The sequence below is a fragment of the Streptomyces sp. TSRI0281 genome (genome assembly GCF_001905125.1).
Lineage (GTDB): Bacteria > Actinomycetota > Actinomycetes > Streptomycetales > Streptomycetaceae > Streptomyces.
The window spans coordinates 154,488-180,101 of record NZ_LWLE01000001.1 but is presented as its reverse complement, the minus strand read 5'-3'; the positions used below and the strand labels follow the sequence as shown (position 1 = coordinate 180,101).

At 70.4% G+C, this 25,614-nt stretch carries 24 protein-coding genes and 2 tRNA genes; 13 read left to right on the top strand and 13 right to left on the bottom strand.

From position 1 onward, the window contains the following. The first annotated feature begins 4 nt into the window (after window positions 1-4). Together A6A29_RS00820 and A6A29_RS00815 are read left to right on the top strand one after the other, a co-directional pair. Window positions 5-685 carry an AIM24 family protein gene (locus A6A29_RS00820; protein ID WP_073717956.1) on the top strand — a complete coding sequence of 227 codons (681 nt, stop codon included), beginning with the start codon at window positions 5-7 and terminating at the stop codon, window positions 683-685. Window positions 686-704: 19 nt separating this feature from the next. Further along, window positions 705-1,460 (top strand): AIM24 family protein, encoded by a 756-nt coding sequence (locus A6A29_RS00815; RefSeq protein WP_073717955.1) that lies wholly within the window; start codon window positions 705-707, stop codon window positions 1,458-1,460. Between the two features lie 162 nt (window positions 1,461-1,622). On the opposite strand, the gene A6A29_RS00810 is transcribed toward A6A29_RS00815, so the two are convergent. Both A6A29_RS00810 and A6A29_RS00805 read right to left on the bottom strand, forming a co-directional pair. Further along, window positions 1,623-2,171 carry an NUDIX hydrolase gene (locus tag A6A29_RS00810; RefSeq protein ID WP_073717954.1) on the bottom strand — a complete coding sequence of 183 codons (549 nt, stop codon included), beginning with the start codon at window positions 2,169-2,171 and terminating at the stop codon, window positions 1,623-1,625. Further along, window positions 2,168-3,670: a zinc-dependent metalloprotease gene (locus tag A6A29_RS00805; RefSeq protein WP_073717953.1), complete on the bottom strand. Its 1,503-nt coding sequence runs from the start codon at window positions 3,668-3,670 to the stop codon at window positions 2,168-2,170. Before A6A29_RS00805 ends, A6A29_RS00810 begins: the two co-directional genes overlap by 4 nt. A gap of 190 nt (window positions 3,671-3,860) precedes the next feature. Between A6A29_RS00805 and A6A29_RS00800 the strand changes: the two genes are divergently transcribed. From A6A29_RS00800 to A6A29_RS00790, 4 genes are all read left to right on the top strand, one after another. Next, window positions 3,861-5,003: an SDR family oxidoreductase gene (locus A6A29_RS00800; protein WP_073717952.1), complete on the top strand. Its 1,143-nt coding sequence runs from the start codon at window positions 3,861-3,863 to the stop codon at window positions 5,001-5,003. Between the two features lie 116 nt (window positions 5,004-5,119). After that, complete coding sequence (locus A6A29_RS00795) at window positions 5,120-5,581, top strand: molybdenum cofactor biosynthesis protein MoaE (RefSeq protein ID WP_073717951.1); 462 nt, start codon at window positions 5,120-5,122, stop codon at window positions 5,579-5,581. A gap of 128 nt (window positions 5,582-5,709) precedes the next feature. Beyond that, complete coding sequence (locus A6A29_RS45670; protein ID WP_198952964.1) at window positions 5,710-5,880, top strand: hypothetical protein; 171 nt, start codon at window positions 5,710-5,712, stop codon at window positions 5,878-5,880. Between the two features lie 98 nt (window positions 5,881-5,978). After that, window positions 5,979-7,085, top strand: coding sequence for a YlbL family protein (locus tag A6A29_RS00790; protein ID WP_073717950.1), 1,107 nt, complete (start codon window positions 5,979-5,981; stop codon window positions 7,083-7,085). 88 nt (window positions 7,086-7,173) lie between these two features. Here the strand turns inward: A6A29_RS00790 and A6A29_RS00785 are convergent, their stop codons facing one another. Further along, window positions 7,174-7,734, bottom strand: coding sequence for a PPA1309 family protein (locus A6A29_RS00785; protein ID WP_241838280.1), 561 nt, complete (start codon window positions 7,732-7,734; stop codon window positions 7,174-7,176). Between the two features lie 136 nt (window positions 7,735-7,870). On the opposite strand from A6A29_RS00785, the gene A6A29_RS00780 reads away from it, so the two are divergent. The 4 genes from A6A29_RS00780 (at window position 7,871) to A6A29_RS00765 (ending at window position 13,492) form a co-directional block, all read left to right on the top strand. Next, window positions 7,871-10,858, top strand: a complete 2,988-nt coding sequence (locus A6A29_RS00780; protein ID WP_073717948.1) for a UPF0182 family membrane protein — start codon at window positions 7,871-7,873, stop codon at window positions 10,856-10,858. 42 nt (window positions 10,859-10,900) lie between these two features. Then, window positions 10,901-10,974 (top strand) — tRNA-Met (locus A6A29_RS00775). A 222-nt stretch (window positions 10,975-11,196) separates the two neighbouring features. Then, window positions 11,197-13,281 carry a tetratricopeptide repeat protein gene (locus A6A29_RS00770; protein WP_073717947.1) on the top strand — a complete coding sequence of 695 codons (2,085 nt, stop codon included), beginning with the start codon at window positions 11,197-11,199 and terminating at the stop codon, window positions 13,279-13,281. Window positions 13,282-13,418: 137 nt separating this feature from the next. Then, window positions 13,419-13,492 (top strand) — tRNA-Met (locus A6A29_RS00765). 78 nt (window positions 13,493-13,570) lie between these two features. Here the strand turns inward: A6A29_RS00765 and A6A29_RS00760 are convergent. From A6A29_RS00760 to A6A29_RS00745, 4 genes are all read right to left on the bottom strand, one after another. Then, window positions 13,571-14,707, bottom strand: a complete 1,137-nt coding sequence (locus A6A29_RS00760; RefSeq protein ID WP_073717946.1) for an ABC transporter substrate-binding protein — start codon at window positions 14,705-14,707, stop codon at window positions 13,571-13,573. 35 nt (window positions 14,708-14,742) lie between these two features. Beyond that, window positions 14,743-15,615, bottom strand: coding sequence for an ABC transporter permease (locus A6A29_RS00755; protein WP_073717945.1), 873 nt, complete (start codon window positions 15,613-15,615; stop codon window positions 14,743-14,745). After that, window positions 15,612-16,355 carry an ABC transporter ATP-binding protein gene (locus tag A6A29_RS00750; RefSeq protein WP_073718921.1) on the bottom strand — a complete coding sequence of 248 codons (744 nt, stop codon included), beginning with the start codon at window positions 16,353-16,355 and terminating at the stop codon, window positions 15,612-15,614. Before A6A29_RS00750 ends, A6A29_RS00755 begins: the two co-directional genes overlap by 4 nt. 308 nt (window positions 16,356-16,663) lie before the next feature. Beyond that, on the bottom strand, window positions 16,664-17,083 hold the full coding sequence (locus A6A29_RS00745; RefSeq protein WP_073717944.1) for a Fur family transcriptional regulator: 420 nt from the start codon (window positions 17,081-17,083) through the stop codon (window positions 16,664-16,666). A 150-nt stretch (window positions 17,084-17,233) separates the two neighbouring features. Here A6A29_RS00745 and A6A29_RS00740 point away from each other — a divergent pair, with 150 nt between their 5' ends. Next, window positions 17,234-18,706, top strand: a complete 1,473-nt coding sequence (locus tag A6A29_RS00740) for a catalase (protein WP_073718920.1) — start codon at window positions 17,234-17,236, stop codon at window positions 18,704-18,706. A gap of 75 nt (window positions 18,707-18,781) precedes the next feature. Here the strand turns inward: A6A29_RS00740 and A6A29_RS00735 are convergent, their stop codons facing one another. The 6 genes from A6A29_RS00735 to A6A29_RS00710 form a co-directional block, all read right to left on the bottom strand. Further along, window positions 18,782-19,183, bottom strand: a complete 402-nt coding sequence (locus tag A6A29_RS00735; RefSeq protein WP_073717943.1) for a CBS domain-containing protein — start codon at window positions 19,181-19,183, stop codon at window positions 18,782-18,784. A gap of 189 nt (window positions 19,184-19,372) precedes the next feature. Beyond that, window positions 19,373-20,173, bottom strand: coding sequence for a histidinol-phosphatase (gene hisN / locus A6A29_RS00730; protein WP_073717942.1), 801 nt, complete (start codon window positions 20,171-20,173; stop codon window positions 19,373-19,375). Between the two features lie 86 nt (window positions 20,174-20,259). Further along, the gene (locus A6A29_RS00725) at window positions 20,260-20,583 is read right to left on the bottom strand and encodes a DMT family transporter (RefSeq protein ID WP_073717941.1); all 324 of its coding nucleotides are present in this window, start codon (window positions 20,581-20,583) and stop codon (window positions 20,260-20,262) included. Window positions 20,584-20,722: 139 nt separating this feature from the next. Then, complete coding sequence (rsgA, locus tag A6A29_RS00720; RefSeq protein WP_073717940.1) at window positions 20,723-21,739, bottom strand: ribosome small subunit-dependent GTPase A; 1,017 nt, start codon at window positions 21,737-21,739, stop codon at window positions 20,723-20,725. A gap of 4 nt (window positions 21,740-21,743) precedes the next feature. Then, on the bottom strand, window positions 21,744-23,084 hold the full coding sequence (aroA, locus tag A6A29_RS00715) for a 3-phosphoshikimate 1-carboxyvinyltransferase (protein WP_073717939.1): 1,341 nt from the start codon (window positions 23,082-23,084) through the stop codon (window positions 21,744-21,746). Window positions 23,085-23,284: 200 nt separating this feature from the next. Then, window positions 23,285-23,998, bottom strand: a complete 714-nt coding sequence (locus A6A29_RS00710; protein ID WP_073717938.1) for a M50 family metallopeptidase — start codon at window positions 23,996-23,998, stop codon at window positions 23,285-23,287. 53 nt (window positions 23,999-24,051) lie between these two features. Here A6A29_RS00710 and A6A29_RS00705 point away from each other — a divergent pair, with 53 nt between their 5' ends. Together A6A29_RS00705 and A6A29_RS00700 are read left to right on the top strand one after the other, a co-directional pair. Beyond that, window positions 24,052-24,867 carry an SOS response-associated peptidase gene (locus tag A6A29_RS00705; protein WP_073717937.1) on the top strand — a complete coding sequence of 272 codons (816 nt, stop codon included), beginning with the start codon at window positions 24,052-24,054 and terminating at the stop codon, window positions 24,865-24,867. 46 nt (window positions 24,868-24,913) lie between these two features. Next, entirely contained in the window at window positions 24,914-25,555 is a 642-nt protein-coding gene (locus tag A6A29_RS00700; protein ID WP_241838278.1) for an alpha/beta hydrolase family protein, read from the top strand. Window positions 25,556-25,614 lie beyond the last annotated feature (59 nt).

Sequence of the window (25,614 nt, the reverse complement as noted above, 5' to 3'; positions counted from 1 at the left end):
CGTCATGAATCAGCAACTCGCGGGCTACGCCCCGACCCCCGTCACGGCCCGCATGGAGAACCACGGCAAGACCATGCTCAAGGTCGCCATGGCCTCCGGGCAGGACCTCTACGCGCGTACCGGCTCGATGGTGGCCTACGAGGGCTTCATCCAGTACGAGCCCAACCCGCCGGCCGTCCGGCAGGCCGCCTCCCAGTGGGTCACCGGCGAGGGCACACCCGTCATGAAGTGCTCCGGCGACGGACTGCTCTACCTTGCCGACTACGGCGCCGATGTGGTCGTCATCAACCTCGACAACGACTCCCTCTCGGTCAACGGCACCAACCTCCTTGCCTTCGACGCCCACCTCACCTGGGGAGTGGAGAAGGTCAAGGGACTCGCCAAATTCGCAGGTCAGGGGCTGTGGAACGTCGTCATCCAGGGAACCGGATGGGTCGCCATCACCTCTCGGGGCACCCCGATCGTCGTCGACTGCGGACGCGGCGAGGACGAGACGTACGTCGACCCGGACGCGCTCGTCGCCTGGTCCCCGAACCTGAAGGTGAAGGGCAAGCGCAGCTTCAAGGCCGGCTCGCTGATCGGGCGCGGCAGCGGAGAGGCGTACCAGATGGCCTTCTCGGGACAGGGCATCGTCGTCGTCCAGCCGAGCGAGGACAGTACCGACCGGCTGCGGATCCAGAACTGAGCGGGAGGGAGAACACATCATGCAGAGTCCGCTTTTCAGCCACACCGAGCAGCAGACCCAGGACCGGTACGCGATCCAGAACCCGCAGCTCCTGCGGGTCGCGCTGACCGGCCACGACGACGTCCTCGCCCGCAAGGGCGCCATGGTCGCCTACCAGGGGCTGATGGATTTCGACGGCGAGTACCAGTCGCAGGGACAGCGCCGCGCCCGCGCGAACACCGGTGAGGGCCTCGACCTGATGCGCTGCTCCGGCCAGGGCACCGTCTACCTCGCCAACCTCGCCCAGTACATCCACGTCGTGGATGTCGACCGCGAGGGCATGACCGTGGACAGCGCCTATGTCCTCGCGCTCGACTCCTCGCTGCACACCGAGGTCATCGCGGTGGACAGCCAGTACGGAATCTCCGGCTCCGGCAAGTACCAGCTCAATATCTCCGGCTCCGGCAAGGTCGCCCTCATGACCTCCGGCCAGCCGCTGATGATGCAGGTCACCCCGGAGAAGTACGTCAACGTCGACGCCGATGCGATCGTCGCCTGGTCCAGCTCGCTGCGCGTGCAGATGCAGGCCCAGACGCACTCCACGGGTGTCTTCCGGCGGCGGGGCAACACGGGGGAGGGCTGGGAGCTCAGCTTCCTCGGCCAGGGGTTCGCCCTGGTCCAGCCGAGTGAGGTCATGCCCCCGCAGAACGCCCAGATCGGCCAGGGCGCGCGCGCCCAGTTCGGTGTGGGTCAGCAGGGCGCCCACAGCCAGAACCAGAACAACGCCTGGAACTGACCGGCACTGTCCGCGACAGCCGGGCAGCGGTAAGGGGCGGCCTCTCAAAAGGGGGCCGCCCCTTACGCGTGTCCACTCCGGGCGGCCGTACGGCTCGGCCGGTCCGGGCGGGGCGTACCGCCGGACAGCTCGCCCCAGCGGCCGGTGCGCACGCCGGGACAGCTACCGGTTCTGTCCCAGCGCGACGCGTGTCCGCTCCAGCAGCCGCACGACCGACTCGTCGGCCACGGCCGCCACCTCGTCGTACGCGAACCAGCGCAGGTCCAGCGATTCCTCGCTGATCTGCTCCGTCGCGCCGGCCGGAGCCAGCGCGGCGTACTGCACATCGAGATGCCAGTGGCACGGCGACGGGATCGGGTGCCGGTCCAGGCGCACCGGCCCGCCCGGGAGCAGGGTGAGCCCGGTGATGCCGGACTCCTCCGTCGCCTCACGGAGCGCCGCGGCGCTCAGCGTGGCGTCCTGCGGTTCGCAGTGGCCGCCCATCTGGAGCCACATCCGCAGCTTCTTGTGCAGCGTCAGCAGGACGCGGCCACGCTCCGGATCGATCACCAGGGCGCTGGCCGTCACATGACCGGCACCGCACGCCTTCCACATGCCGTCCGGATGCCACGCCAGATGGTCCAGATAGGTCTGACGCAGCCCTGCCTGGCCCCCGTCCTCGTCCCCGTCGAAGCTTTTCAGTACGAGAACGGCGTCGTCGTGCAGGCTCACTGGTCGCTGTCGTCCTTGCTGTCCTTGCCGCCGTCGGCCTTCGGCTCGTCCTTGCCGCCGTCCGCCTTCGGCTCGCTCTTGCCGTCGGTGTCCTCGCTCTTCCGCGCGTCCGCCGGATCGGCGGCCGGCCTGTGCGACCCCTTCGCGGCCTCGCCGAGCATCTTGTCCAGCTCGGAGAAGTCCAGCTGCTCGTGGTGCACGAAGCCGTCCGGGTCGTCCAGGTCATGGGCGGTCGGCAGCATGTCGGGGTGCTCCCACAGGCCGTCGCGGCCCTCCAGGCCCCGGGCGTCCGTGAGCGAGGCCCACAGCCGCGAGGCGTCCCGCAGTCGGCGCGGACGCAGCTGGAGGCCGATGAGGGTGGCGAAGGTCTGCTCGGCGGGGCCACCGGAGGCGCGGCGCCTGCGCAGGGTCTCGCGCAACGCGTCCGCCGAGGTCAGCCGGGACTTGGCGGCCTCGTGGACCACGGCGTCCACCCAGCCCTCGACCAGGGCCAGGGCCGTTTCCAGGCGGGCCAGCGACGCCTTCTGCTCGGGCGTGTCCTCCGGCTGGAACATGCCCTGCTGAAGGGCGTCCTGAAGCTGCTCCGGCTGCGAGGGGTCGAACTGGCCGACGACGTCCTCCAGCTTGCTGGTGTCGACCTTGATGCCCCGGGCGTATGCCTCGACCGCACCGAACAGGTGCGAGCGCAGCCACGGCACATGGGCGAAGAGCCGCTGGTGGGCGGCCTCGCGCAGTGCCAGATACAGCCGCACCTCGTCCTGCGGGACGCTCAGGTCCTTGCCGAACTGTTCCACGTTCAGCGGGAGGAGCGCGGCCTTGCCGGCCGGGCCGAGCGGCAGCCCGATGTCCGTGGAACCGACCACCTCACCTGCGAGAACGCCCACGGCCTGCCCGATCTGCTGGCCGAACATGGCGCCGCCCATCGACCGCATCATGCCGATCAGCGGGCCCGCCATGGCCTGCATCTCCTCGGGCAGCACATCACCCATGGCCAGGCCGACACGCTCGGCCACCGGGTCGACCAGCTGCTTCCACGCGGGGAGGGACGCCTCGACCCACTCCGCGCGGCTCCACGCCACGGTCGAGACCGAACCCGAGGGCAGCGAGGTCACGCCGTCCAGCCAGAGGTCGGCCAGCCGCAGGGCCTCGTCGACAGCGGTGCGCTCCGAAGGCCCGACGCTCGCGTCCTTGGTGCCGTCCGGGGTCCCCTGGGAGACCGTCTGGCGGGCGATCTGCTTGGCCATGTCCCAGTTGACGGGACCGCCCTCGTAGCTCAGCATCTGGCCCAGCTGCTGGAAGGCGGCGCCCAGGTCGTTCGGGTTCATCGTGCCGAACATCGCCGCGAACGGGTTGTCCCCGCCCGCGCCCGGCCCGAAGCCGAACGGGCTCCCTGGCCCGCCCGCGCCCTGCCCACCTTCGGTGGGGTCCTTCTTCTTGCCCTCGTCGCCGTTCTCAGGCTCCTCCGGCGGAAGGCCGAATCCGAATGGGGTGTCACTCACGGGTTTCCTCGGCTCGTAGGGCCGCCGGCTCGAACCGACGGCGACTGCCCGACATCACCATCCAGCGTAGACACCAAGCCCGCTCGGGGCCTCAGTGCTCCGCCTGCTCCCGGCCTGCGGCAGGATGGACGCCACCTGGTACGTACGCGTCATTCGTGTACGTACTGAAGACAACCGCTGGAGACGCCCGGTGAGTTCCCCAGATCCACAGGTTCGCGGAGCGCGAAACCTGACCGACCCCTCGCCCGAAAGCAAGCCCGGAAAAAATCGTTCCAAGAGCCGGGGCCCCGTCGTCGCGGTCACCGGCGCCGCGACCGGTATCGGTGAACTGCTCACCGCGCACCTCGCCGCATCCGACGAGATCAAGCAGGTCATCGCCATCGACGAACGGCGTGGGGAGGTCTCCGGGGCGACCTGGCACATCCTGGACGTCCGGGACCCCGCCATTGCCGAGAAACTGCGCGGCGCGGACGTCGTGGTCCATCTGGCGCTCGATCTCGACCTGGAGACCGACCCCGCCGCCCGTACGGCGTACAACGTGCGCGGCACCCAGACCGTGCTGACGGCCGCCGCGGCCGTCGGTGTCCACCGGGTCGTGCTGTGCACCTCGGCGATGGTCTACGGGGCACTGCCCGACAACGACATCCCGCTCGCCGAGGACGCCGAGCTGCGCGCCACGGCGGAGGCCACCGGCGTCGGTGACCTGCTGGAGATCGAACGGCTCGGCCGCCGTGCGCCCCGGGCCCACCCCGGGCTCAACGTCACCGTCGTGCGCCCCACCGTCCTGGTCGGCGGCACGGACACGGCGCTGACCCGCTACTTCGAGTCACCCCGGCTGCTGGTCGTCGCCGGATCGCGTCCCACCTGGCAGTTCTGTCATGTCGAGGACCTGGTCAGCGCCCTGGAGTACGCCGCGCTGGAGAAGATCGACGGCGAGTTCGCGGTCGGCTGCGACGGATGGCTGGAGCAGGAGGAGGTCGAGGAGCTCAGCGGCGTACGCCGGATGGAACTGCCGTCCGCCGTCGCACTCGGGGCCGCCGCCCGGCTGCACAGGATCGGCCTCACCCCCTCCCCGGCCGGTGACCTGGCGTACACCATGCACCCCTGGGTGGTCAGCGTGAGCCGGCTGCACGATGCCGGGTGGCGCCCGAAGTGGACCAACGAAGAGGTCCTGGGAGCCCTCCTCGCAGAGGTGGAAGGGCGCCACACGCTCGCCGGCCGCCGACTGGGCCGCAAGGACGCCACCGCCGCGGGTGCCGCCGGTGCGACGGTCGCCCTGCTCGGTACGGCAGCCCTGGTCCGCCGCGCACGCAAGGCCCGCCGCCGCATCTGATCGTCGTCCCCTTCGGGGACGATCCACGGCGCCTGTAGGAGGCTCCAAGGCGACCGGCCGCCCACCGGTCGAACACGCAATTCCGCGAGGTCGGTGCCGTGCGGCACCATGGGGCCATGGCACGCACCCACGACCACCCCGGCGAGCAGGCCGCCCACGACCCCATCCGGCTGCTGGCGATCCGGGACACCCCGCTCTCCGTCGACGAGGTATTCCGCGCCGTCGGGGACGACGCCGCGGGCGGCATCGCGCTCTTCGTCGGCACGGTGCGTAATCACGACAGCGGTCAGGACGTCGGCGCGCTCGGCTACTCCTGCCATCCATCGGCCCAGGACGAGCTGCGCCGGGTGGCGGAGAAGGTCGTCGCCGACTTCCCGGTGCGCGCGCTGGCCGCGGTCCACCGGGTGGGTGAACTGGTGGTGGGCGATCTGGCGGTGGTCGTCGCCGTCTCCTGCCCGCACCGCGCGGAAGCCTTCGAGGCCTGCCGCAAGCTGATCGACGACCTCAAGCACGAGGTTCCGATCTGGAAACACCAGCGGTTCTCGGACGGTACGGAGGAGTGGGTGGGCGCCTGCTGAGCGCAAACCGGACCGGGTGGGATCAGCCCCGATTTGCGTAACCGCACCCCTGCCGTAAGCGTTGGACTTCCGGATCGTTAATCTGCTGATCGGTTACTTGCGGTCGCTCATGGGGTAGGGAGGTCGTCATGGCGGCACTCGCTTGGCTGCTGATTCCGCTTTTCGCTGCTGTCGGCGCTGCGATATGGGGAAGCTGGGCCGCGCGTAACCGTACGACCGGCGACGTCTCCGAACTCGCCGGGTACGCCAAATTCCGTGACGCGATGGAGAAATCGCACTCCGGTTCCGACGTCCTCTGAGGCCGCTCGCCGCGTGACACCTTCCGCCGCCGCGCCCCCGGCCCCGTACGGACCGGCCCACGCGGTGCACTGACAAGCCCTTCCCGTACTGTCGTTCCATGCCACGCCGCACCGCGACGATGCTCGCCTCCACCCTCATCCTCATCGCGCTGCTCTGCGCAGGCGTGCTGATCAAAGTGCCGTACTCGGAGATGTCCCCCGGGCCGACCGTGAACACGCTCGGTGACGCGCGTGGCGAGCCCGTACTGCACATCGCCGGCCGCAAGACGTACCCGACGTCGGGCCACCTCAACATGACGACGGTGCGGGTCACGGGCGCGGACTACAACATGAACATCGTCGAGGCCGTCTACGGCTGGCTGGCCCACGACAGTGTGGTCGTGCCGCACGACACCCTGTACCCCGACGGCAAGACCGAAGAGCAGTCGACCCAGGAGAACGCCGAGGAGTTCAGCCAGTCCCAGGAGAGCGCGAAGGTCGCGGCCCTGGAGGAGCTGGGCATTCCGGTGTCCTCGCGGGTGGTCGTCTCCACCGTGGTCAAGGGCAGCCCGGCCCAGGGCAGGCTGCACGCGGGCGATGTGATCAAGGCTGTCGACAGCACCGTGGTCAAGGAGCCCGACGACGTCGCCAAGCTCGTCACCAAGCACAAGCCCGGCCAGGACGTCACGTTCACCGTCATCCCGGCCAAGGAGGCGGCCGCCGCCGAGAAGGCGGGCCGCGCCCCCGAGGGCAGCGAGAAGGTCACCGTCACGACGGAGAAGGCGCCCCCCACACCGGAGGCTCCGAAGGAGAACCGCGCGATCGTCGGCATCAGGGCGGGAACGGACCACACGTTCCCGTTCGAGATCGACATCAAGCTCGCCGACGTGGGCGGGCCGAGCGCCGGCCTCATGTTCTCGCTGGGCATCATCGACAAGCTGACCCCGGACAAGCTGACGGGCGGCAAGTTCATCGCCGGTACCGGAACCATCGACGACAAGGGCACGGTCGGCCCGATCGGCGGCATCAACATGAAGCTGGTCGGTGCGCGCGACGCGGGTGCGCGCTACTTCCTGACCCCGGACGACAACTGCGCCGCCGCGGCGTCCGACACCCCGAGCGGGCTCACACTGGTCCGGGTGAAGACCCTCGACGACGCCAAGAAGTCGCTGGAGAAGATCCGGGCGGGGAAGACGGACGCGCTGCCGAGCTGCTCGGCGGGCTGACGGCCGCCCCACCCCTGGAACGGAGCCGGTCCGGGACCCGTGGGCCCCGGACCGGAAGGGAGGGACCCGTGGCCCCCGGATCCGGGGGTCAGGACTCGAAGGTCGCCGCCAGCGCCTCGGCCAGCCCGGGGACCAGCCCCGCGCCGGTCAGGACCTCGGTGGGGGAGTCCTTCTCGCGCAGCCGTACGGCCGACTCCCGCGCCCCGTCCCGCAGTACGGCCACGGTCATCCGCACCTCCTGCCGGTCCGGGTGCTTGGCGACCCACTTGGTCAACTGCTTGTCACTGAGTCCTTCCGGCACGGACGCCTCGGCGGACGGCGGAAGCATCAGCCGCTCCACCGTCATGGCGCACCCGACCACGGAGTCGGGCCAGGCGATCGTGCCGAGGAAGTCGTCCAGCGCCGTGCCGGCGGGCAGCTCCTCCTGCTCGATGGGGGTGAGGGAAGCGGTCGTCGAACCGGTGTCGTCAAGGCCGAGCTGGGCGGCGAGACCGGGCTCCTGGACCCGCAGCCGGGCGGTGTCGACCAGGGCGAACAGCCGGGCCGGCTGGTCCCAGCCGAGGGTGGAGGCATAGGTGTCGATTTCGAGGACGGCGACGGTGAGGGGGCTCGCGGCCATCGGAGGGCCTGAGGGGGAAACGTTGGGCATGGTGAATATCCTGCCTCCTTCCGCCCCGGGAACGGGAACTAGGTAAAGCCTCAGTAAGTTGCTTAGGTGGGCTCTACGATCGCGGGGCCCGCTTCACACGACCGATAACTTCGAGGTGCGCACGTTGGCTTTCCAGATGCCGGACCGCGGCGGAGGCCCGACCGGGCCACGGATCAGAGTGGGCCGCCCGTCCCGGCGCGTCCGTACCCTGCTCATGACACTGGGCGTTCTGGCGGTTCTCGCCATGGCGTTCGTCATGTTCGCCGGGTTCTGGACGGACTGGCTCTGGTACCGGTCGGTGGCGTATTCATCCGTCTTCACCACCACCCTGTGGACCAAGATCGGGCTGTTCCTCGTGTTCGGACTGCTGATGGCCCTCGCCATCGGCGTGAACATCTGGCTCGCGCACCGGCTCCGGCCGCCACTGAGCGCGATGTCGCTGGAGCAGCAGAGCCTGGACCGCTATCGCATGAGCGTCGCCCCCTACAAGAAGTGGGTGCTGCTCGCGATCACCGCGCTCGTCGGACTGATCGCCGGAGCCTCCGCTTCCGGTCAGTGGCGTACGTGGCTGATGTATGTCAACGGCGTGTCGTTCGGGCAGAAGGACCCCCAGTTCAAGCTGGACGTGTCCTTCTACGCCTTCGACCTGCCGTGGTACCGCTTCCTGCTGGGCTTCGGCTTCGCGGCGACGGTGCTCTCGCTGATCGCCGCCGCCCTGACCCACTACCTGTACGGCGGGCTGCGGATCACCAGCCCCGGCGCGCGGGCGACGGGTGCGGCCACCGGTCATCTCTCGGTGCTGCTCGGTATCTTCGTCTCCCTGAAGGCCGTGGCCTACTGGCTCGACCGGTACGGCCTGGCAGTGAAGTCCAGTGACTTCAAGGCCACGGACAACTGGACGGGCCTGCGGTACGTCGACGCGAACGCCTACCTGCCGGCGAAGACCATCCTGTTCTGCATCGCCGCGATCTGCGCCGTGCTGTTCTTCGCGACGCTGTGGCGGCGCACCTGGCAGCTGCCGGTGATCGGCTTCGGCCTGATGGTGCTCTCGGCGATCCTGATCGGCGGGCTCTACCCGGCGATCGTGCAGAAGTTCCAGGTCCAGCCGAACGAGCAGGCCAAGGAAGCACCGTTCATCCGCAAGAACATCGAGGCGACCCGCGACGCGTACGACATCGACGATGCCCAGGTCGACGATTACGCGGGCAAGGCCACCACGACCGATGACACCAAGCTGCGTGCCGGCGCGGACGCGGCGGCCAGTTACCGGGTGATGGACCCCAACGTCGTCTCCCCGGCCTTCCAGCAGCTCCAGCAGAAGAGGAACTACTACCAGTTCCCCAAGACCCTGGACGTCGACCGCTACAAGGGCAAGGACGGCAAGGAGCAGGACACCGTCATCGGCCTGCGCGAGCTCAACCTCCAGGGCCTGCCCAAGCGGAACTGGATCAACGACCACTTCACGTACACCCACGGCTACGGCGCCATCGCGGCCCGGGGCACCACCACGGGTACGAACCCGGCGGGCTCCCCGGACTTCACCGAGTCGGGTCTGCCCGCCACCGGCGAGCTGGGCAAGTACGAGCAGCGGATCTACTACGGCGAGAAAACCGAGCAGTACTCCATCGTCGGCGGGCCCCAGAAGGAGCTCGACTACGAGGAGGACGGCGAGAAGACCACCAGCTACAAGGGCAACAGCGGGGTCAGTCTCTCCAGCGCGTTCAACCGCGCCGCCTACGCGGTCTCCTTCAGCGAGCCGCAGATCCTGTACTCGGGAGCGATCGGCGAGGGCTCGCGGATTCTGTACAACCGCACGCCCAAGGAGCGGGTCGAGGCGGTCGCCCCATGGCTGACCATCGACGGTGACGCCTATCCGGCGGTCGTCGACGGACGCATTCAGTGGGTCGTCGACGCGTACACCACGACGAACGGCTACCCCTACGCCTCGCGTACGACGCTCGGTGACACCACGGCCGACTCGCTGACCACCAACCAGCGCGCGGTCGTCGCCCAGCAGAACCAGGTCAACTACATCCGCAACTCGGTGAAGGCGACCGTCGACGCGTACGACGGCAAGGTCAAGCTCTACGAGTGGGACACCAAGGACCCGGTGCTCAAGACCTGGCGCAAGGCGTTCCCCGGGACCGTGAAGTCCCGGGCGGACATCCCCCAGCAACTGATGGACCACCTGCGGTACCCGCAGGACCTGTTCAAGGTCCAGCGCGAGCTGCTCACCCGCTACCACGTCGAGAACCCCGCCCAGTTCTACAGCGGCAGTGACGCGTGGCAGGTGCCGGACGACCCGACCAACAAGGAGCCGGGAGCCGTTCCGCCGTACTACCTGAGCATGAAGATGCCGGGGCAGGACTCGCAGAAGTTCTCGCTGACCACCACGTTCACTCCGAAGGGACGTCCCGACCTGGGAGCGTTCATGGCGGTGGACGCGGACGCGGCCAGCAAGGACTACGGCACCATCAGACTGCTGCGGGTCACCACCACGGTGAAGGGCCCGGGTCAGGTACAGAGTGAGCTCAACGGTAACGACGACGTCGCCGAGTTCGTGAGAAACCTCAAGGGCACCGACTCCGACATCGAGTACGGCAATCTGCTCACCGTGCCGCTCGAAGGGGGCTTCCTCTACATCGAGCCGGTCTACACGCGCGGTGGCACGCAGAACTACCCGCTGCTGCGCAAGGTCGCCGCCTCGTACGGATCGAAGATCGTCTTCGAGAACAGTCTCGGGGAGGCGCTCAACGCGGTCTTCGGGGTCGAGGGCGATACGACGACTCCGCCGACCGAGCCCACCGAGCCACCGGGTGACACCACCAAGCCCCCGGTCACCGGGAGCGCCGCTCTGAAGCAGGCCATCGCGGATGCCCAGAAGGCGTACACCGAGGGCGAGACGGCCCTGAAGGAACAGGACTGGACCGCCTACGGCAAGGCTCAGGCGGCCCTGGAGGAAGCCCTCCAGCGGGCGGCGGCGGCCCAGCCCAAGGCCGGCAGTCAGGCCGACAAGCCCGCGGCCGGTTCCGACAAGCCGGGCAGTGACGCCGACAAGGCGGGCGACAAGGCCGACAAGGCCGATGAGAAGGGCAGCGACCAGGTCAGCGACCAGGGCAGCTGAGAAAGACCCACCCCGCGTCGTGGTACTGTTTGAACACAACGACGCGGGGTGGAGCAGCTCGGTAGCTCGCTGGGCTCATAACCCAGAGGTCGCAGGTTCAAATCCTGTCCCCGCTACTGAAAAACGAAGGCCCGGATCCATGGGATCCGGGCCTTCGTCATGTCATCAGATCCCGCATCAGGACTTTCTCGTGTGATGGGCGTGAAGTGCGGTTCGCTGGGCACGAGTTGGACTTGGACGTGTTTGACTTGTCTCCCTGTGGGCATGTCGACAAAACGCTGAAGTGACCTAACTGGCCGCGATATTCCAGGTGTACGCGGGTTGTAGGTGGTGCGACGATGGTATTTATGGGGGACAGGGCAACTCTGTTGGAGACAGGGCGGTTTGTGCAGCGTCGCGGCCATGAGACCGAAAAAGCGGAAGATGCGGCATTTGCTGCCGCCGTGAACGGTCCGGCCGCACATGTGAGCAGGACGAACACCGGCAGCGCCGCCGGTACCGCGGGCACCTTCGAAGCCGTCGGCGACGACGTGGACAACGCCGGCACCACGGACGCGATGGACGCGGCGGACAGCGCCGAGAGCGAGGCGCGTCACCGCCGTGCCGCCGACGCCGGGGAGACGGCGTCGATGAGCGTGCTGGGCGCACTGCTGCTGCGCCGCGGAGAGCTGGACAGCGCCGAGACCTATCTGCGTGCGGCCACCGCCGAGGGCGACCGGGCCGCCGCCAACAATCTGGGTGTCCTCCTCCACCAGCGCGGCTACCCCGACGAGGCCGCCGGATGGTGGCGCATCGCCGCCGTCGCCGGCTCCGCGGCCGCCGCGCACGCGCTCGGCCGCCACTTCCGCGAGCGCGGCGACGAGCCCGGCGCCGAGTACTGGCTGCGCCAGTCCGCCGAACAGGGCCACGCGCTGGGCGCCTATGCCCTGGCCGACCTCCTGGAGCACCGCAGCGACGTCGGCGCGGAGCGCTGGCTGCGCGCCGCCGCCGAGCAGGGGCACCGGGAGGCCGCGTACCGGCTCGCCCGCACCCTGGAGCGGAACGCCGTCGAGGACCCGCACGACGCCTTCGGCCTCGGCCGGGCAGCGGGACCCGGCGCGGCGCGACGTGCTCTCGCGGCCTCCGGCTCCGACACGCTCGCGGGCCGCGTTCCCACGTCGTCCCGTGCTCCGGGCCGGGTGGGCGACGGCCCCGTGGCGGGTCCGGCCGCCGGACGCGTGGGCGAGGCCGAGCAGTGGTACCGGCAGGCCGCCGCACGCGGTCACCGGCGCGCGGCCCTGCACCTCGGCGCGATCCTGGAACAGCGCGGCGAGCTCAAGGAGGCCGGTCGCTGGTACCTCACCTCCGCCAAGGACGGCGAGCCGCGCGCCGCCTGCGCCCTCGGCTTCCTGCTGCGCGACGCGGGCGACGAGGAGAGCGCGGCCGTGTGGTGGCTCCGCGCCGCCCAGGACGGCGACGGCAACGCCGCCAACGCCCTGGGGGCCCTGCATGCCGCCCGTGGTGAGCAGCAGACCGCCGAGCGGTGGTACCGGGCCGCGATGGACGCGGGTGACGTCAACGGCGCGTACAACCTCGGGCTGCTCTGCGCGGCCCAGGACCGCACACCGCAGGCCGAGCAGTGGTACCGCCGTGCCGCCTACGCCGGACACCGTGAGGCCGCCAACGCCCTGGCCGTGCTGCTGCTCCAGGCCGGGGACCACACCGGGGCCGAGCCCTGGTTCTCCAAGGCGGCCGAGTCGGGCAGCGTGGACGCCGCCTTCAACCTCGGCATCCTGCACGCCGGACGGGACGAGGACCGCACGGCGCTGGGCTGGTACCAGCGGGCCGCCGCCGCCGGGCACATCGACGCCGCGCTCCAGGTCGGCATGGCTCTGCTGCGCGAGGGCGAGGAGCAGGAGGCCGAGCGCCACCTGCGCTGCGCGGCGGGCGGTGGCAGTGCCGAGGCCGCCTTCCGGCTGGCCGGGGTCCTGGACTCGCGGCAGCCGCCGCCCGGCCCCCCGGCGCTCGGCGAGCCGATGCCGGAGAAGACCGAGTGCGAGGAGTGGTACGAGCGGGCCGCCCAGCAGGGTCACCGCCGCGCCCAGGTCCGGGTCGGGATGCTCGCCGCAGCGCGCGGTGATGTGGACAGCGCCGCGCACTGGTACCGGGAGGCCGCCGAGGCGGGCAGCCGCAACGGCGCGTTCAACCTCGGGCTGCTGCTCGCCCGTGAGGGCAGCGAGCGCGAGGCCGCCCTGTGGTGGAGCCGCGCCGCGAACGCCGGTCATGGCAGGGCCGCACTGCGCCTGGCCCTGCTCGCCGCCCGCCGGGGCGAGCTCGCCGAGGGGCAGCGCTGGTGCGCCCGTGCCGTCGAGCTGGGTCCGGCGGAGGTCGCCGAGCGGGCGGCCCGGCTGCGCGAGGCGCTGCACCAGGAGCTCACCGCGTAGCACCGCCCTGCCCGTTCCCGCCATGTCCCCGGCCAAGGGCCGTCGTCGCGCGCCCGCCGGGGATTTCGGGGCGGCCCTTGGGGCGGTCGAGTGAATTTGCGCTGGTCGGCGGGGTGACGTAGTGTTGCATTCATCGACGCGGGGTGGAGCAGCTCGGTAGCTCGCTGGGCTCATAACCCAGAGGTCGCAGGTTCAAATCCTGTCCCCGCTACTGAAGACAGAGGCCCGGATCCTTTCAAGGATCCGGGCCTCTGTCATGTGCGGGAGCGGGTAACGGCACCGGGCCCGCTCAGTCCCGGTGGCCGACGGCCTCCCCGTACAGCGCACGGTCCACGGCCTTCTCCTCCGGCACCGGATCGCCGTCCAGCACCCCCGCGTCCCGGTACGCCTGCTGCAGCCGGTCCGTCGTGCCCTCGCGGATCTCCCAGTCCATCCGCATCGAGGGCGTCGACCGCAGCACCGGCTCGCCGGTCCGCATCAGCTTCGCGAGGGTGGAGACGAAGGCGGGGTCGGCCTTGTAGTCCCCGGCGAAGTAGGTGTTCACGGTCCTGATGTAGGCGCGCAGGAACGCGACGCCCGCGTCCGGGTCCTTGTTCAGCAGCGCCGGCCCGAAGAGCAGGCCGCCCAGTGGTTCACCGAGCGGCTGTCCGCCCAGGAACGCGTACTTTTTGTCGCCGTCGACCTTGCGCCAGACCGGGTCGAGCAGCCAGGCGGAATCCACTCCGCCGTTGCGCAGGGCGGTCAGCACATCGGCGGATCCGAGCTGCTGGAAGGCGATCCTGTCCAGACCGCCGCCGTGCTTCTTCAGGGAGGTGGCCATCGGGTACATGATCACCGACCCCTTGCCGATCATGGTGCCGAGCCGCCGCCCCGCCATGTCGACCCGGTCGGCGCTCTCGCCGTCCTTGAGCCGTACCCACAGACCGCTGCGGGAGGTGGCGGCGGGGGAGAAGTTCCCGGCCACCCACTTGATGGCGAAGCCGCCGTTGATGCCGTTCATCACGGCTGCCTCGGGAGCCGCCCATTGGGCGTCCACATCGCCGCGGGCCAGCAACGGCAGGGCGTCCGGGGTCGGCAGCACCTTCAGCCGGACGTCCAGGCCCTCCTTGGCGAACTCGCCCTCGGCGACCGCGACCTGGAGCGGCGCGACGTACTCCGCGCTCAGTGTCCCGGTCGCCACGGTGATCGTCCGCTTCTTCTTCAGCGGCTGCGGGGCGGGCGCGCCCTTGTCGCAGCGCGCCGGTTCACGGTCGGGCGCGCGGTCGGCCGGGTCGCTCCGGGCGGCCGGGCCGCAGCCCGCGACGGGCTTGACGGTGCGGGGCGCCCTGGGGGCGTCGTCGCTCGCGGTGCCGCTCTGGGCGCAGGCGGTCGCCGTGAGCAGGGACGCCGCCAGGAGGACGGCGGTGCAGGTGGACGGGATACGCACAGTGCCTCCGTACGAGAGGGGGAGAGGGCCGCGGTTCACGACTGGCCGCGGCCGCGGTCGCGTGGCGCCCAGGGGGTGAGCAGCCGCCCGGCGATCCGTACCAGCTCGGAGAACACGACCCCGAGCACGGCCACGCAGACGATCCCGACGAACATCACGTCGTTCTGGAAGAGCGCCCGGGAGTCGAAGATCAGATGGCCGAGCCCGTCGGCCGCCGCGATCTGCTCGGACGCGACGATGACCAGCACCGCGACGCCCGCCGCGATCCGTGCGCCGACCAGGACGGCGGGCAGTGAGGCGGGCAGCAGCACATGCCGGAACATCTGCCAGGGCGAGGCGCCGAAGACCCGCCCGGCGTCACGGTGCCCGGCCGGGACGGCGAGGACGGCCGCCATGGTGGAGATCCAGACGAAGAAGAAGACGGTGGCGGCGACCAGCGCGATCTGCGGACCTTCACCGAGGCCGAACATATTGAGGAAGACCGGCAGGAGCGCCAGCTTCGGTACGACGTAGAGCGCGTCCAGCAAGGGTTCCAGCGCCGCCCGTACGAGAGCGAGCGAGCCCATCAGCAGCCCGAGCGCGTATCCGGCGGCCGTGCCGATCGCGTAGCCGCCGAGGACCCGCTTGAGGGTGGCCCACACGTCGGGCCACAGCTCCCCGTCGGCAGCCCGGTCCCAGCCGTCGGCGGCGATGGTGGAGGGCGCCGGATACACCCGCGCGTCGATCCAGGAGCGCTCGGCGGCCAGCTGCCACAGCAGGACGAGCGCCAGCGGTACGGCGACGGCGAGCGCCACCTCCAGGGTGCGGCGCCTGCGGTGGGTGCGGCCGGGGCGCAGCTCGCGCGGTCCGGGCCGGCGGACGAGGACGTCGTCGCGGGTGCGCGGCGGGGTCTTCACGGAGGCGCTCATGCCGGGACCGCCTCCCTTCGTACCTCGCCGCGCAGTACGTCCCACAACTCGGCCTTCAGCGCGGTGAACGCGGTGGTCGCCCGGATGTCCGCGGTGCGTGGACGGTCGAAGGGCGGGCGGTGCTCGGCGATGATCCGGCCGGGCCGGGCGGACATCACCAGCACCCGGTCGCCGAGCAGGATGGCCTCTTCGAGGCTGTGGGTGATGAAGAGCACGGTGGTACGGGTGGTCTGGGTGAGGTCCAGCAGCTCGTCCTGGAGGATCGTGCGCAACTGGGCGTCGAGCGCGGCGAAGGGCTCGTCCATCAGCAGCATCTCGGGTTCCACGGCGAGTGCCCGCGCGATCGCCACCCGCTGCCGCATCCCGCCCGAGAGCGCCGCCGGGTAGGCGTCGGCGAACTCGGACAGGCCCATTCTGGCCAGCCAGTCCCGGGCCCTGGCGTCGGCCTCCTTGCGGGGGACGCGCTGGATGTCGAGGCCGAAGCGGACGTTGGCGAGGACGTTCTTCCAGTCGTAGATCCCGTAGTCCTGAAAGATCATCGCGGCCGGCCGGGGCGATGCCGTGCGGATCTCCAGCTCGCCCGCGCTGGGCCGCAGCAGTCCGGCGGCTATCCGCAGCAGTGTGGATTTGCCGCAGCCGGACGGGCCGACGAGGCAGGTGAACTCGCCCGGCGCGATCTCGATGTCCACCGGGCCGAGGGCGGGCAGCGCGTGGGCGCCGCGCCCGAAGGAGCGGGCCAGTCCACGGGCACGGAGCTTGGGCGGTACAAGGGCGGGGGCGGGGGCGGGTGTTCCGGGCGGAGGTGGGGTCGGGTGCGCAGCTCCCACGGGTCTCTCCTCGTGTCCGTCGAGGTGCGGATCCACCGCGTGTGACGCAGATGACGTGAGCGGCAGGGGAGTCACGGGTGCCGTGGGGCGTCACAGGTGTCATGGGCGGCGGCGATCACCGCCGACGATATGACGACCCGTCAGATTCGGGAAGGGGGTACGCGAAAGCCCCGGCACGCGTCGCGCCGGGGCTTCGTCGGTGGGTCCGTGCGGCCGGGGGGTCAGGCCGTACTGGCGCAGTTCGGGCAGATACCGCGGTACGTCACCTCGACGCCCGAGACCGTGAAGCCGAACCGCTCGTCGGGCGACAGGTCCGCGAGCGGGTTGCCCGACGGGTGGACGTCGCGGATGGTGCCGCACCGCGCGCAGACCAGGTGGTGGTGGGGGTGGTGGGCGTTCGGGTCGTAGCGCTTGGCCCGGCGGTCGGTGGAGACCTCCAGGACCTCGCCCAGGGACACCATCTCGCCCAGGGTGTTGTACACGGTGGCCCGGGAGATCTCGGGAAGCCGGTCGACGGCCCTCGCGTGCACCTCGTCCGCCGTCAGGTGGACATGGTCCCCGTCGAGGACCTCGGCCACGACACGCCGCTGCGCCGTCATGCGCCAGCCGCGTCCTCGGAGTCGTTCCAGCAGGTCACTCATGGGATTCAGCCTAACAGTGAGGGGACCGTGTTCCGAATAGATGTGACTTTGGATGTTCGCTTGACTTAGACAAAGTCCATCGTAGGATCGAGATCGGCATACGCCAAGGGACAGGCTGTGCGGCATCGACAGATGACGAATGTGCAGGACATGACGCAGGAGGCGCACGTGACGCAGGGACCGCTCACCACGGAGGCCGGCGCGCCGGTCGCCGACAATCAGAACAGCGAGACCGCTGGCGTCGGCGGACCGGTTCTCGTCCAGGACCAGGCGCTGCTGGAGAAGCTCGCCCACTTCAACCGGGAGCGCATCCCGGAGCGCATCGTGCACGCCCGCGGTGCCGGTGCCTACGGCACGTTCACGCTGACCCGGGACGTCTCGCAGTGGACGCGGGCGAAGTTCCTCTCCGAGGTCGGCAAGCAGACCGAGACGTTCCTGCGCTTCTCGACCGTCGCGGGCAACCTCGGATCGGCCGACGCCGTGCGCGACCCGCGCGGGTTCGCACTGAAGTTCTACACCGAAGAGGGCAACTACGACCTCGTCGGCAACAACACCCCGGTGTTCTTCATCAAGGACGCCATCAAGTTCCCCGACTTCATCCACACCCAGAAGCGCGACCCGTACACCGGCTCGCAGGAGGCCGACAACGTCTGGGACTTCTGGGGTCTGTCGCCCGAGTCGACGCACCAGGTGACCTGGCTCTTCGGCGACCGCGGCATCCCGGCCACGCTGCGTCACATGAACGGGTACGGCTCGCACACGTACCAGTGGAACAACGAGGCCGGTGAGGTCTTCTGGGTCAAGTACCACTTCAAGACCGACCAGGGCATCAAGAACCTCACCCAGGACGAGGCCAACAAGCTCGCCGGTGAGGACCCGGACAGCCACCAGCGCGATCTCCGAGAGTCGATCGAGCGCGGCGAGTTCCCGTCCTGGACCGTGCAGATCCAGGTCATGCCCGCCTCCGAGGCGGCCACGTACCGCTTCAACCCGTTCGACCTGACCAAGGTGTGGCCGCACGAGGACTACCCGCCGATCGAGATCGGGAAGCTGGAGCTCAACCGCAACCCGGAGAACGTCTTCGCGGAGACCGAGCAGTCGATCTTCAGCCCCGCGCACTTCGTGCCGGGCATCGGGCCGTCCCCGGACAAGATGCTCCAGGGCCGTCTCTTCGCGTACGGCGACGCCCACCGCTACCGCGTCGGCATCAACGCCGACCACCTGCCGGTGAACCGCCCGCACGCCACCGAGGCGCGTACCAACAGCCGTGACGGTCACCTGTACGACGGCCGTCACAAGGGCGCGAAGAACTACGAGCCGAACAGCTTCGGCGGGCCGAACCAGACCGACCGGCCGCTGTGGCAGCCCGTCCCGGTCACCGGTCCCACCGGCAACCACGAGGCGGTGAGCCACGCCGAGGACAACGACTTCGTGCAGGCCGGAAACCTCTACCGGCTCTACTCCGAGGACGAGAAGGCCCGGCTGATCGACAACCTCGCCGGGTTCATCGCCAAGGTCTCGCGCGACGACATAGCCGAGCGTGCGGTCAACAACTTCCGTCAGGCGGACGGAGACTTCGGCAAGCGGCTGGAAACCGCGGTCCAGGCCCTGCGCGGCCAGTAGGACGCTTGTCGTGGACGGTGGGCCGGATTCCCTTCGGGGGTCCGGCCCACCGGCCGTTCCCGTCGCGGACCGGCCTCAGCCCACCAGGCCGACCGTGCGGCGCCTGGCCGGTGCCCAGCAGCGGATGATGTCGCGCACCGAGACGATGCCCACCGGGCCGGCGTCGTCCAGCACGATCAGATGGCGGAAACCGCCGTGCGTCATGGCTTCCGCGGCCTCCTCCAGCGTCCAGGTGGGGGCGGCGAACACCACGTTGTCGGTGGTGTGGGCGGACGCGGTCTCCAGATCGGGGCTCTGCCCCGAGGCGACCGCGTTGAGGATGTCGCGCTCGGTGATGATGCCGAGCCCACAGGTGTCCGGGTCGTGGACGACGGCTGCCCCGACGCGGCGGGCCGACATCAGCCGGGCGACCTGGCGGAGCGTATGGGTGGGGCCGATGGTCAGGACCATCGTGCTCATGGCGTCGCGGACGAGCATGACGGGAGCCACCTCCTTCGTGAGCCGGCCTGTGAGCCGATTCACAAGTTCACAAGTGGGGGGACTCTCAGAGTTGCACCCTTGGGGTGAGTCAACAAGGGCTGGATGAAGAACGACTGTGGGGCGGGTAAAAACCCGCCCCACGCGCCCCCCTCGCCCCGGCGGTGACCGGCGGCGGGGGGTGAGTCCCTAGTAGCGCTGGTTGAGGTAGCCCAGCAGTTCGTGGTGGAGCAGCCCGTTGGAGGCGGCCGCGTTCCCGCCGCCCGGACCGGAGACCCCGTCCAGGCTCGTGAAGAGCCCGCCCGCCTCCTGCACGATGATCGCGTTCGCCGCCATGTCCCACAGGGAGAGCTCGGGCTCGGCGGCGATGTCCACGGAACCCTCGGCGACCATCATGTACGGCCAGAAGTCCCCGTACCCACGGGTCCGCCAGCAGGCCCGGGTCAGGTCCATGAACCCGTCCAGCCGGCCCTGCTCCTCCCAGCCGCTCAGCGAGGCGTACGCGAACGAGGCGTCCGCGATCCGCTCCACCTGCGACACCTTCAGACGGGTCGCGGAGGTGAGGCTGCGGCCGGAGAACGCCCCCGCGCCCTTCGCCGCCCACCAGCGACGGCTCAGCGCGGGCGCCGAGACCACCCCGACCACCGGCTGGAAGCCGTCCTCGCCCGCCTCCATCAACGAGATCAGCGTCGCCCAGACGGGTACACCGCGTACGTAGTTCTTGGTGCCGTCGATCGGGTCGATCACCCAGCGCCGGGGTCCGGTGCCCTCCAGCCCGTACTCCTCGCCCAGGATCGCGTCGCGTGGGCGGGCCCGGTGGAGGTGGCCGCGGATCAGCTCCTCGGCGGCCTTGTCCGCCTCGCTCACCGGCGTCATGTCCGGCTTGGTCTCCACCTTCAGGTCGAGAGCCTTGAACCGGTCCATCGTCGCCGCGTCGGCGGCGTCCGCCAGTACATGGGCGAGGCGCAGATCATCGTGGTAATCGGGCATGTCGTCACAGTATCGACCGGCGGCCCGGCGGGGCTACAGCACCCCTGGCGGGTGGCCCCGGCGGGGGCCGCGTGAGGGGGGCGGGGTCAGTGTGAGGAGCCGGACAGCTGGAGTCCGATCACGCCGACGATCACCAGCGAGATCGAGACCAGTTTCAGCGTCGAGACCACGTCGTCGAGGAAGATCATTCCGTAGATCGCCGTACCGGCCGCGCCGATTCCGGTCCACACCGCGTACGCCGGACCGACATCGAGTTTCTTCAGCGCCAGCGTCAGCAGCCCGAAGCTGCCGAGCGCGAACGCACAGAACGCGATCGTCGGCCAGAGCCGGGTGAATCCATGGCTGAGCTTCAGACACACGGCGAAGCCGGTCTCCAGCAGTCCTGCGACCACGACCAGCAGCCACGCCATCGTCAGTTGCCTCCCACGTAGGTGACGCCCTCGTCCCGCTCGGTGCGAGTATGCCTTTACCAGTCCTTGGTGACTCGCAAACGTGCGCGAGCCGCGCGGCGCGGAACCGGCCCGTTCCGGCCCGCTCCGGGCAAGGGCCTCAGTCGCCCTCGCGCCGCTCCCGTGTGGCGAGCAGCCGCCGCAGCGAGTACAGCCGCGCCGGATCGGCGTGCCCCTCGGCGACCCAGGCGTCCAGCGCGCATTCCGGTTGGTTCTCGTCGTGGGTGCAGCCGCGCGGGCAGTTCTCGGTGCCGGGCTCCAGGTCGGGGAACGCGTTGATGACGCGTGACGGGTCGACGTGGTGCAGCCCGAAGGAGCGCACGCCGGGGGTGTCCACCACCCAGCCCCGGCCGCCGGGGAGTGGCAGCGCGAGCGCTGATGTGGTGGTGTGCCGGCCGCGCCCGGTGACCGCGTTGACGACACCGGTCGTCCGCCGCCGGTCCTTCGGGACGAGGGCGTTGACCAGGGTGGTCTTCCCCACGCCGGAGTGCCCGACGAACGCGGTGATCCGGTCGTTCAGCTGCTCGCGCACCAGGTCGGCCGCGTCGCCGCTCTCCAGTTCCTCGCGGCTGGTGACGATGTACGGGACACCGAGCGGTGTGTAGGTCTCCAGCAGCTTGTCCGGCGAGGCCAGGTCGGACTTGGTGAGCACCAGGAGCGGGGTGAGCCCGCCGTCGTACGCCGCTACCAGACAGCGGTCGATCATGCGCGGGCGGGGTTCCGGATCGGCGAGCGCCGTGACGATCGCCAACTGGTCGGCGTTGGCGACGACCACCCGCTCGTACGGGTCGTCGTCGTCCGCGGTCCGCCGCAGCACCGAGCGGCGCTCACCGATGCGGACGATGCGGGCGAGGGTGTCCTTGTCGCCGGACAGGTCGCCGACGATGGAGACGGTGTCGCCCACCACGGCGGCCTTGCGGCCCAGCTCGCGGGCCTTCATCGCCATCACCGTACGGCCGTCGACGAGGCAGGTGAGTCTGCCCCGGTCGACGGTGAGGACCATGCCGTCCTGGGCGTCCTCGTGCTTGGGGCGGGTGTGCGTACGGGGCCGGTTGCCCTTGCGGTTGGGGCGGACGCGGATGTCGTCCTCGTCGGGGTTCTTGCCGTAGCGGCGCATGTCCTCAGGCCCCGAGCATTCCGGTCCACATGTCCGGGAAGTCCGGCAGGGTCTTGGCGGTCGTGCCCACGTTCTCGATCTCCACTCCTGGGACGGCGAGGCCGATGATCGATCCGGCCGTGGCCATCCGGTGGTCGTCATACGTGTGGAAGACGCCTCCGTGCAGCGGTCGCGGCCGGATGTGGAGACCGTCGGCGGTCTCCGTGACATCGCCGCCGAGCTCGTTGATCTCCTTGGTCAGCGCGGCCAGCCGGTCCGTCTCGTGCAGCCGCAGATGCGCGACGCCGCTGAGCGTGGAGGGGGAGTCGGCCAGCGCCGCGACGGCCGCGATGCCCGGGGTCAGCTCGCCCACCTCGCTCAGGTCCACGTCGATGCCGTGGATGCGGCCGGAGCCGGTGAAGGTGAGCCCGCGCTCGGTGAGCTCGCAGCTGCCGCCCATCGCGGTGAAGATCTCGCGCAGCGCGTCACCGGGCTGCGTGGTGCGCTCCGGCCAGTCGGGGACGGTGACCCGGCCCCCGGTGACCAGCGCGGCGGCCAGGAACGGCTGCGCGTTGGACAGGTCCGGCTCGATCGTCAGGTCGCGGCCCAGCAGCGCGGACGGGGAGACCCGCCAGACGTTCGGCTCGCCGCCCGTCTCCGGCTCGTCCACCTGGGCGCCGACGGCCCGCAGCATGTCGACCGTCATCCGGATGTGCGGCATCGAGGGGAGGGCGGAACCCGTGTGCCGCACCTCCACGCCCTGGTTGAACCGGGGCCCGGACAGCAGCAGCGCCGAGACGAACTGGGAGGACGAGGAGGCGTCGATCGACACCGGGCCGCCGTCCAGCGCACCCCCGCCGTGCACGGTCAGCGGCAGCGCGCCGCGCCCGTCGTCGTCGATCCGGGCGCCCAGCACCCGCAGGGCGTCGATCACGCCGTTCAGCGGGCGCTCGTACGAGCGGGGGTCTCCGTCGAAGCGGACCGGCCCGTCCGCGAGGGTGGCGACCGGCGGCAGGAAGCGCATGACCGTCCCGGCGTTGCCGACATCGATCGTGGCCGGGCCGTGCAGTCCCGCCGGGATGATCCGCCATGCCTCGCCGGAGCTGTCCGGGCCGCTCGTGCCGATGGAGCTGGAGGACACCGTCTCCTCGATGCCGACGCCCATCGCGCGCAGCGCCTGGGCCATCAGCAGGGTGTCGCGGGAGCGCAGCGGGCGGCGCAGCCAGCCCGGTTCGGCGGAGAGGGAGGCGAGGACGAGTGCCCGGTTGGTGACCGATTTCGATCCGGGCACGGTGACGGTCGCGTCGACGGCTCCGCTCGCGTGGGGGGCGGGCCAGAGGGCGGGGTGCACGGAACTTTCGGTCATGGCCCTCACTTTAGTGGCTCAGCGCAAACCCGGATCCTGAACAAACAGGCGAAAACCGGGGCGTAATACCGACGTGGTACCTACCGCGGGGCGTCCTCCGCCCCGACGGACCCGGTGGCCGCGGAAAAGCTGTGCGGCCACCCGGCGGCCCCGGCGGCCACCCGGCGGCCACCGGCCCCGGGCGACCGAGCCGGTGGCCGTCACAGACCCAGCAGCCAGCGCCCCCCGCCGATCAGTGAGCAGAGCGACACCGCGTGGAAGAAGAAGAGCCACAGCGCCGCCGGGACGTCGGTGAGCCGCGCCAGTTGGTCCGCGTCGGAGTCCGGCGCACCGCCGTGCCGCCGCTTGGACTGCAGCTCGAACGGTGGGCGCACGCCGCCGAGCAGCAGGAACCACACCACCGCGTACGCGAACGCCGACTGCACGGCGGCCGAGGTCAGCCAGGACACCAGCAGGAAGACCGTGCCCGTGAGGATCACGGTCAGGGCCCCGTACACATTGCGGATCATCACCAGCATCGCGGCGAGCAGCGCGGTGGCCACCCACAGGAGCAGCGTGATCCTGCCGTCGGCCAGCAGCCACGCGCCGCCCAGGCCCAGCAGCGACGGCGCGGTGTAGCCGGCCGCCGCGGTGAGGATCATGCCGATCCCGGTCGGCCGGCCGCGGCTCACGGTCAGCCCGCTGGTGTCCGAGTGCAGCCGGATACCGGAGAGCCGGCGGCCGGTGAGCAGGGCCATCAGTCCGTGGCCGCCCTCGTGCGCGATGGTGATCGCGTTGCGCGAGAGCCGCCATATGAGGTTCGGCACGACCGCGACGAGGGCGGCGGTGGCCGTCACGACCACCAGCCACTGCTCGGGCGCGGGCTGGGTGCCGAAGACGCGATCCCACAGATCGCCCAGTTCGGTGGCGTTCATTGGCCGGGCGGCTCCTTGCGGTCGGGGCGGGAGGTCGTGGCAGTCTGGCACTTATGTGTGGACGGTTTGCAGCGAGTCGGCGGCCCGAGGATCTGACCGGGCTCTTCGAGGTCGAGAAGTGGGAACCCACCGAGACCCTTGAGCCCGACTGGAACGTGGCACCGACCAAAGAGGTCTACGCGGTACTGGAACGTCCTGTGAAGGACGCAGACGATCAACGTCCGGTTCGCCAGCTGCGTGCCCTGAAGTGGGGACTCGTGCCCTCCTGGGCGAAGTCCCCCGAGGGCGGCGCCCGCATGATCAACGCCCGTGCGGAGACCGTGCACGAGAAGCCGTCCTTCCGCCGCCCCTTCGTCCAGCGGCGCTGCATCCTGCCCGCCGACGGCTACTACGAGTGGGTCACGGGCTCCGAGGAGCGGCAGCTGGAGGAGACCGGCAAGAAGAAGCGGCCGCGCAAGCAGCCGTACTTCGTGAGGCCCGCCGACGGTTCGGTCTTCGCGATGGCGGGCCTGTACGAGTTCTGGCGCGACCGGACCCTGCCCGACGACCATCCGCTGGCCTGGTGGGTGACCTGCTCCGTGATCACCACCGAGGCGGAGACCACGCCGCTGGCCGTCGCCCCCGCCGAGGGCCCGGCCACCCTCGCCGAGATCCACCCCCGGATGCCGCTGATGCTGACCCCGGACCGCTGGGACGCCTGGCTGGACCCGTCGCGCACCGATGTCGAGGAGCTGCGGGGGCTGCTCTCCCCGCCGCCCGGCGGGCTGATGCGGGCCTACCCGGTGGCCACCGCGGTGAGCAACGTGCGCAACAACGGCCCCGAGCTGCTGGAGGAGCTGGCGGCGCCGGAGGTCGCCACGCTGTTCTGACAGCGGCGTTCCGGTCGCGGCCGGACGGCGGGGCAGGATGGGCCGCGTGAGCCGTACAGAGAGCGTGCAGAAAGTCGTCACCGGGGCGGGCGACGCCAGGATCACCTGGCATCCCGCGAAAGACGCCCGTCTGGTGCTGGCCGTCAGTCATGGCGCGGGCGGTGGCATCGAGGCCCGTGACCTCAAGGCGCTGGCCGCCGCGCTGCCGTCCCACGGGGTGACCGTCGCCCTGGTGGAGCAGCCCTGGCGGGTGGCCGGCAAGAAGCTGGCCCCCGCGCCGAAGACCCTGGACACCGGGTGGCGCGGAGTGTGGCCCGCGCTCACCGGGCCCGGACTGCCGGTCGTGGCCGGAGGGCGCAGCGCCGGGGCCCGGGTGGCGTGCCGGACGGCGACGGAGCTCGGCGCCCACGCCGTCCTCGCGCTCAGCTTCCCGCTGCACCCGCCGGGCAGGCCGGAGAAGTCCCGGGCGGACGAGCTGCTGGGGGCGGGCGTACCCACCCTGGTGGTGCAGGGCGGCAACGATCCGTTCGGGCGGCCCGCCGAGTTCCCTCAGGGCCCCTACGAGCTGGCCGAGGTGCCGTACGGGGACCATGGCTTCGCCGTACCGAAGCGGTCCGGCCTGACCGAGGATCAGGCGATGGGCATCCTGACGAAGGCCGTGACCGGGTGGCTGTCCTCACTCGTGTGACGCACGCCCCGTGTGACGTACGTCGCGGGAATGCGTGGTGCGGGACCACTGTTGTTCGG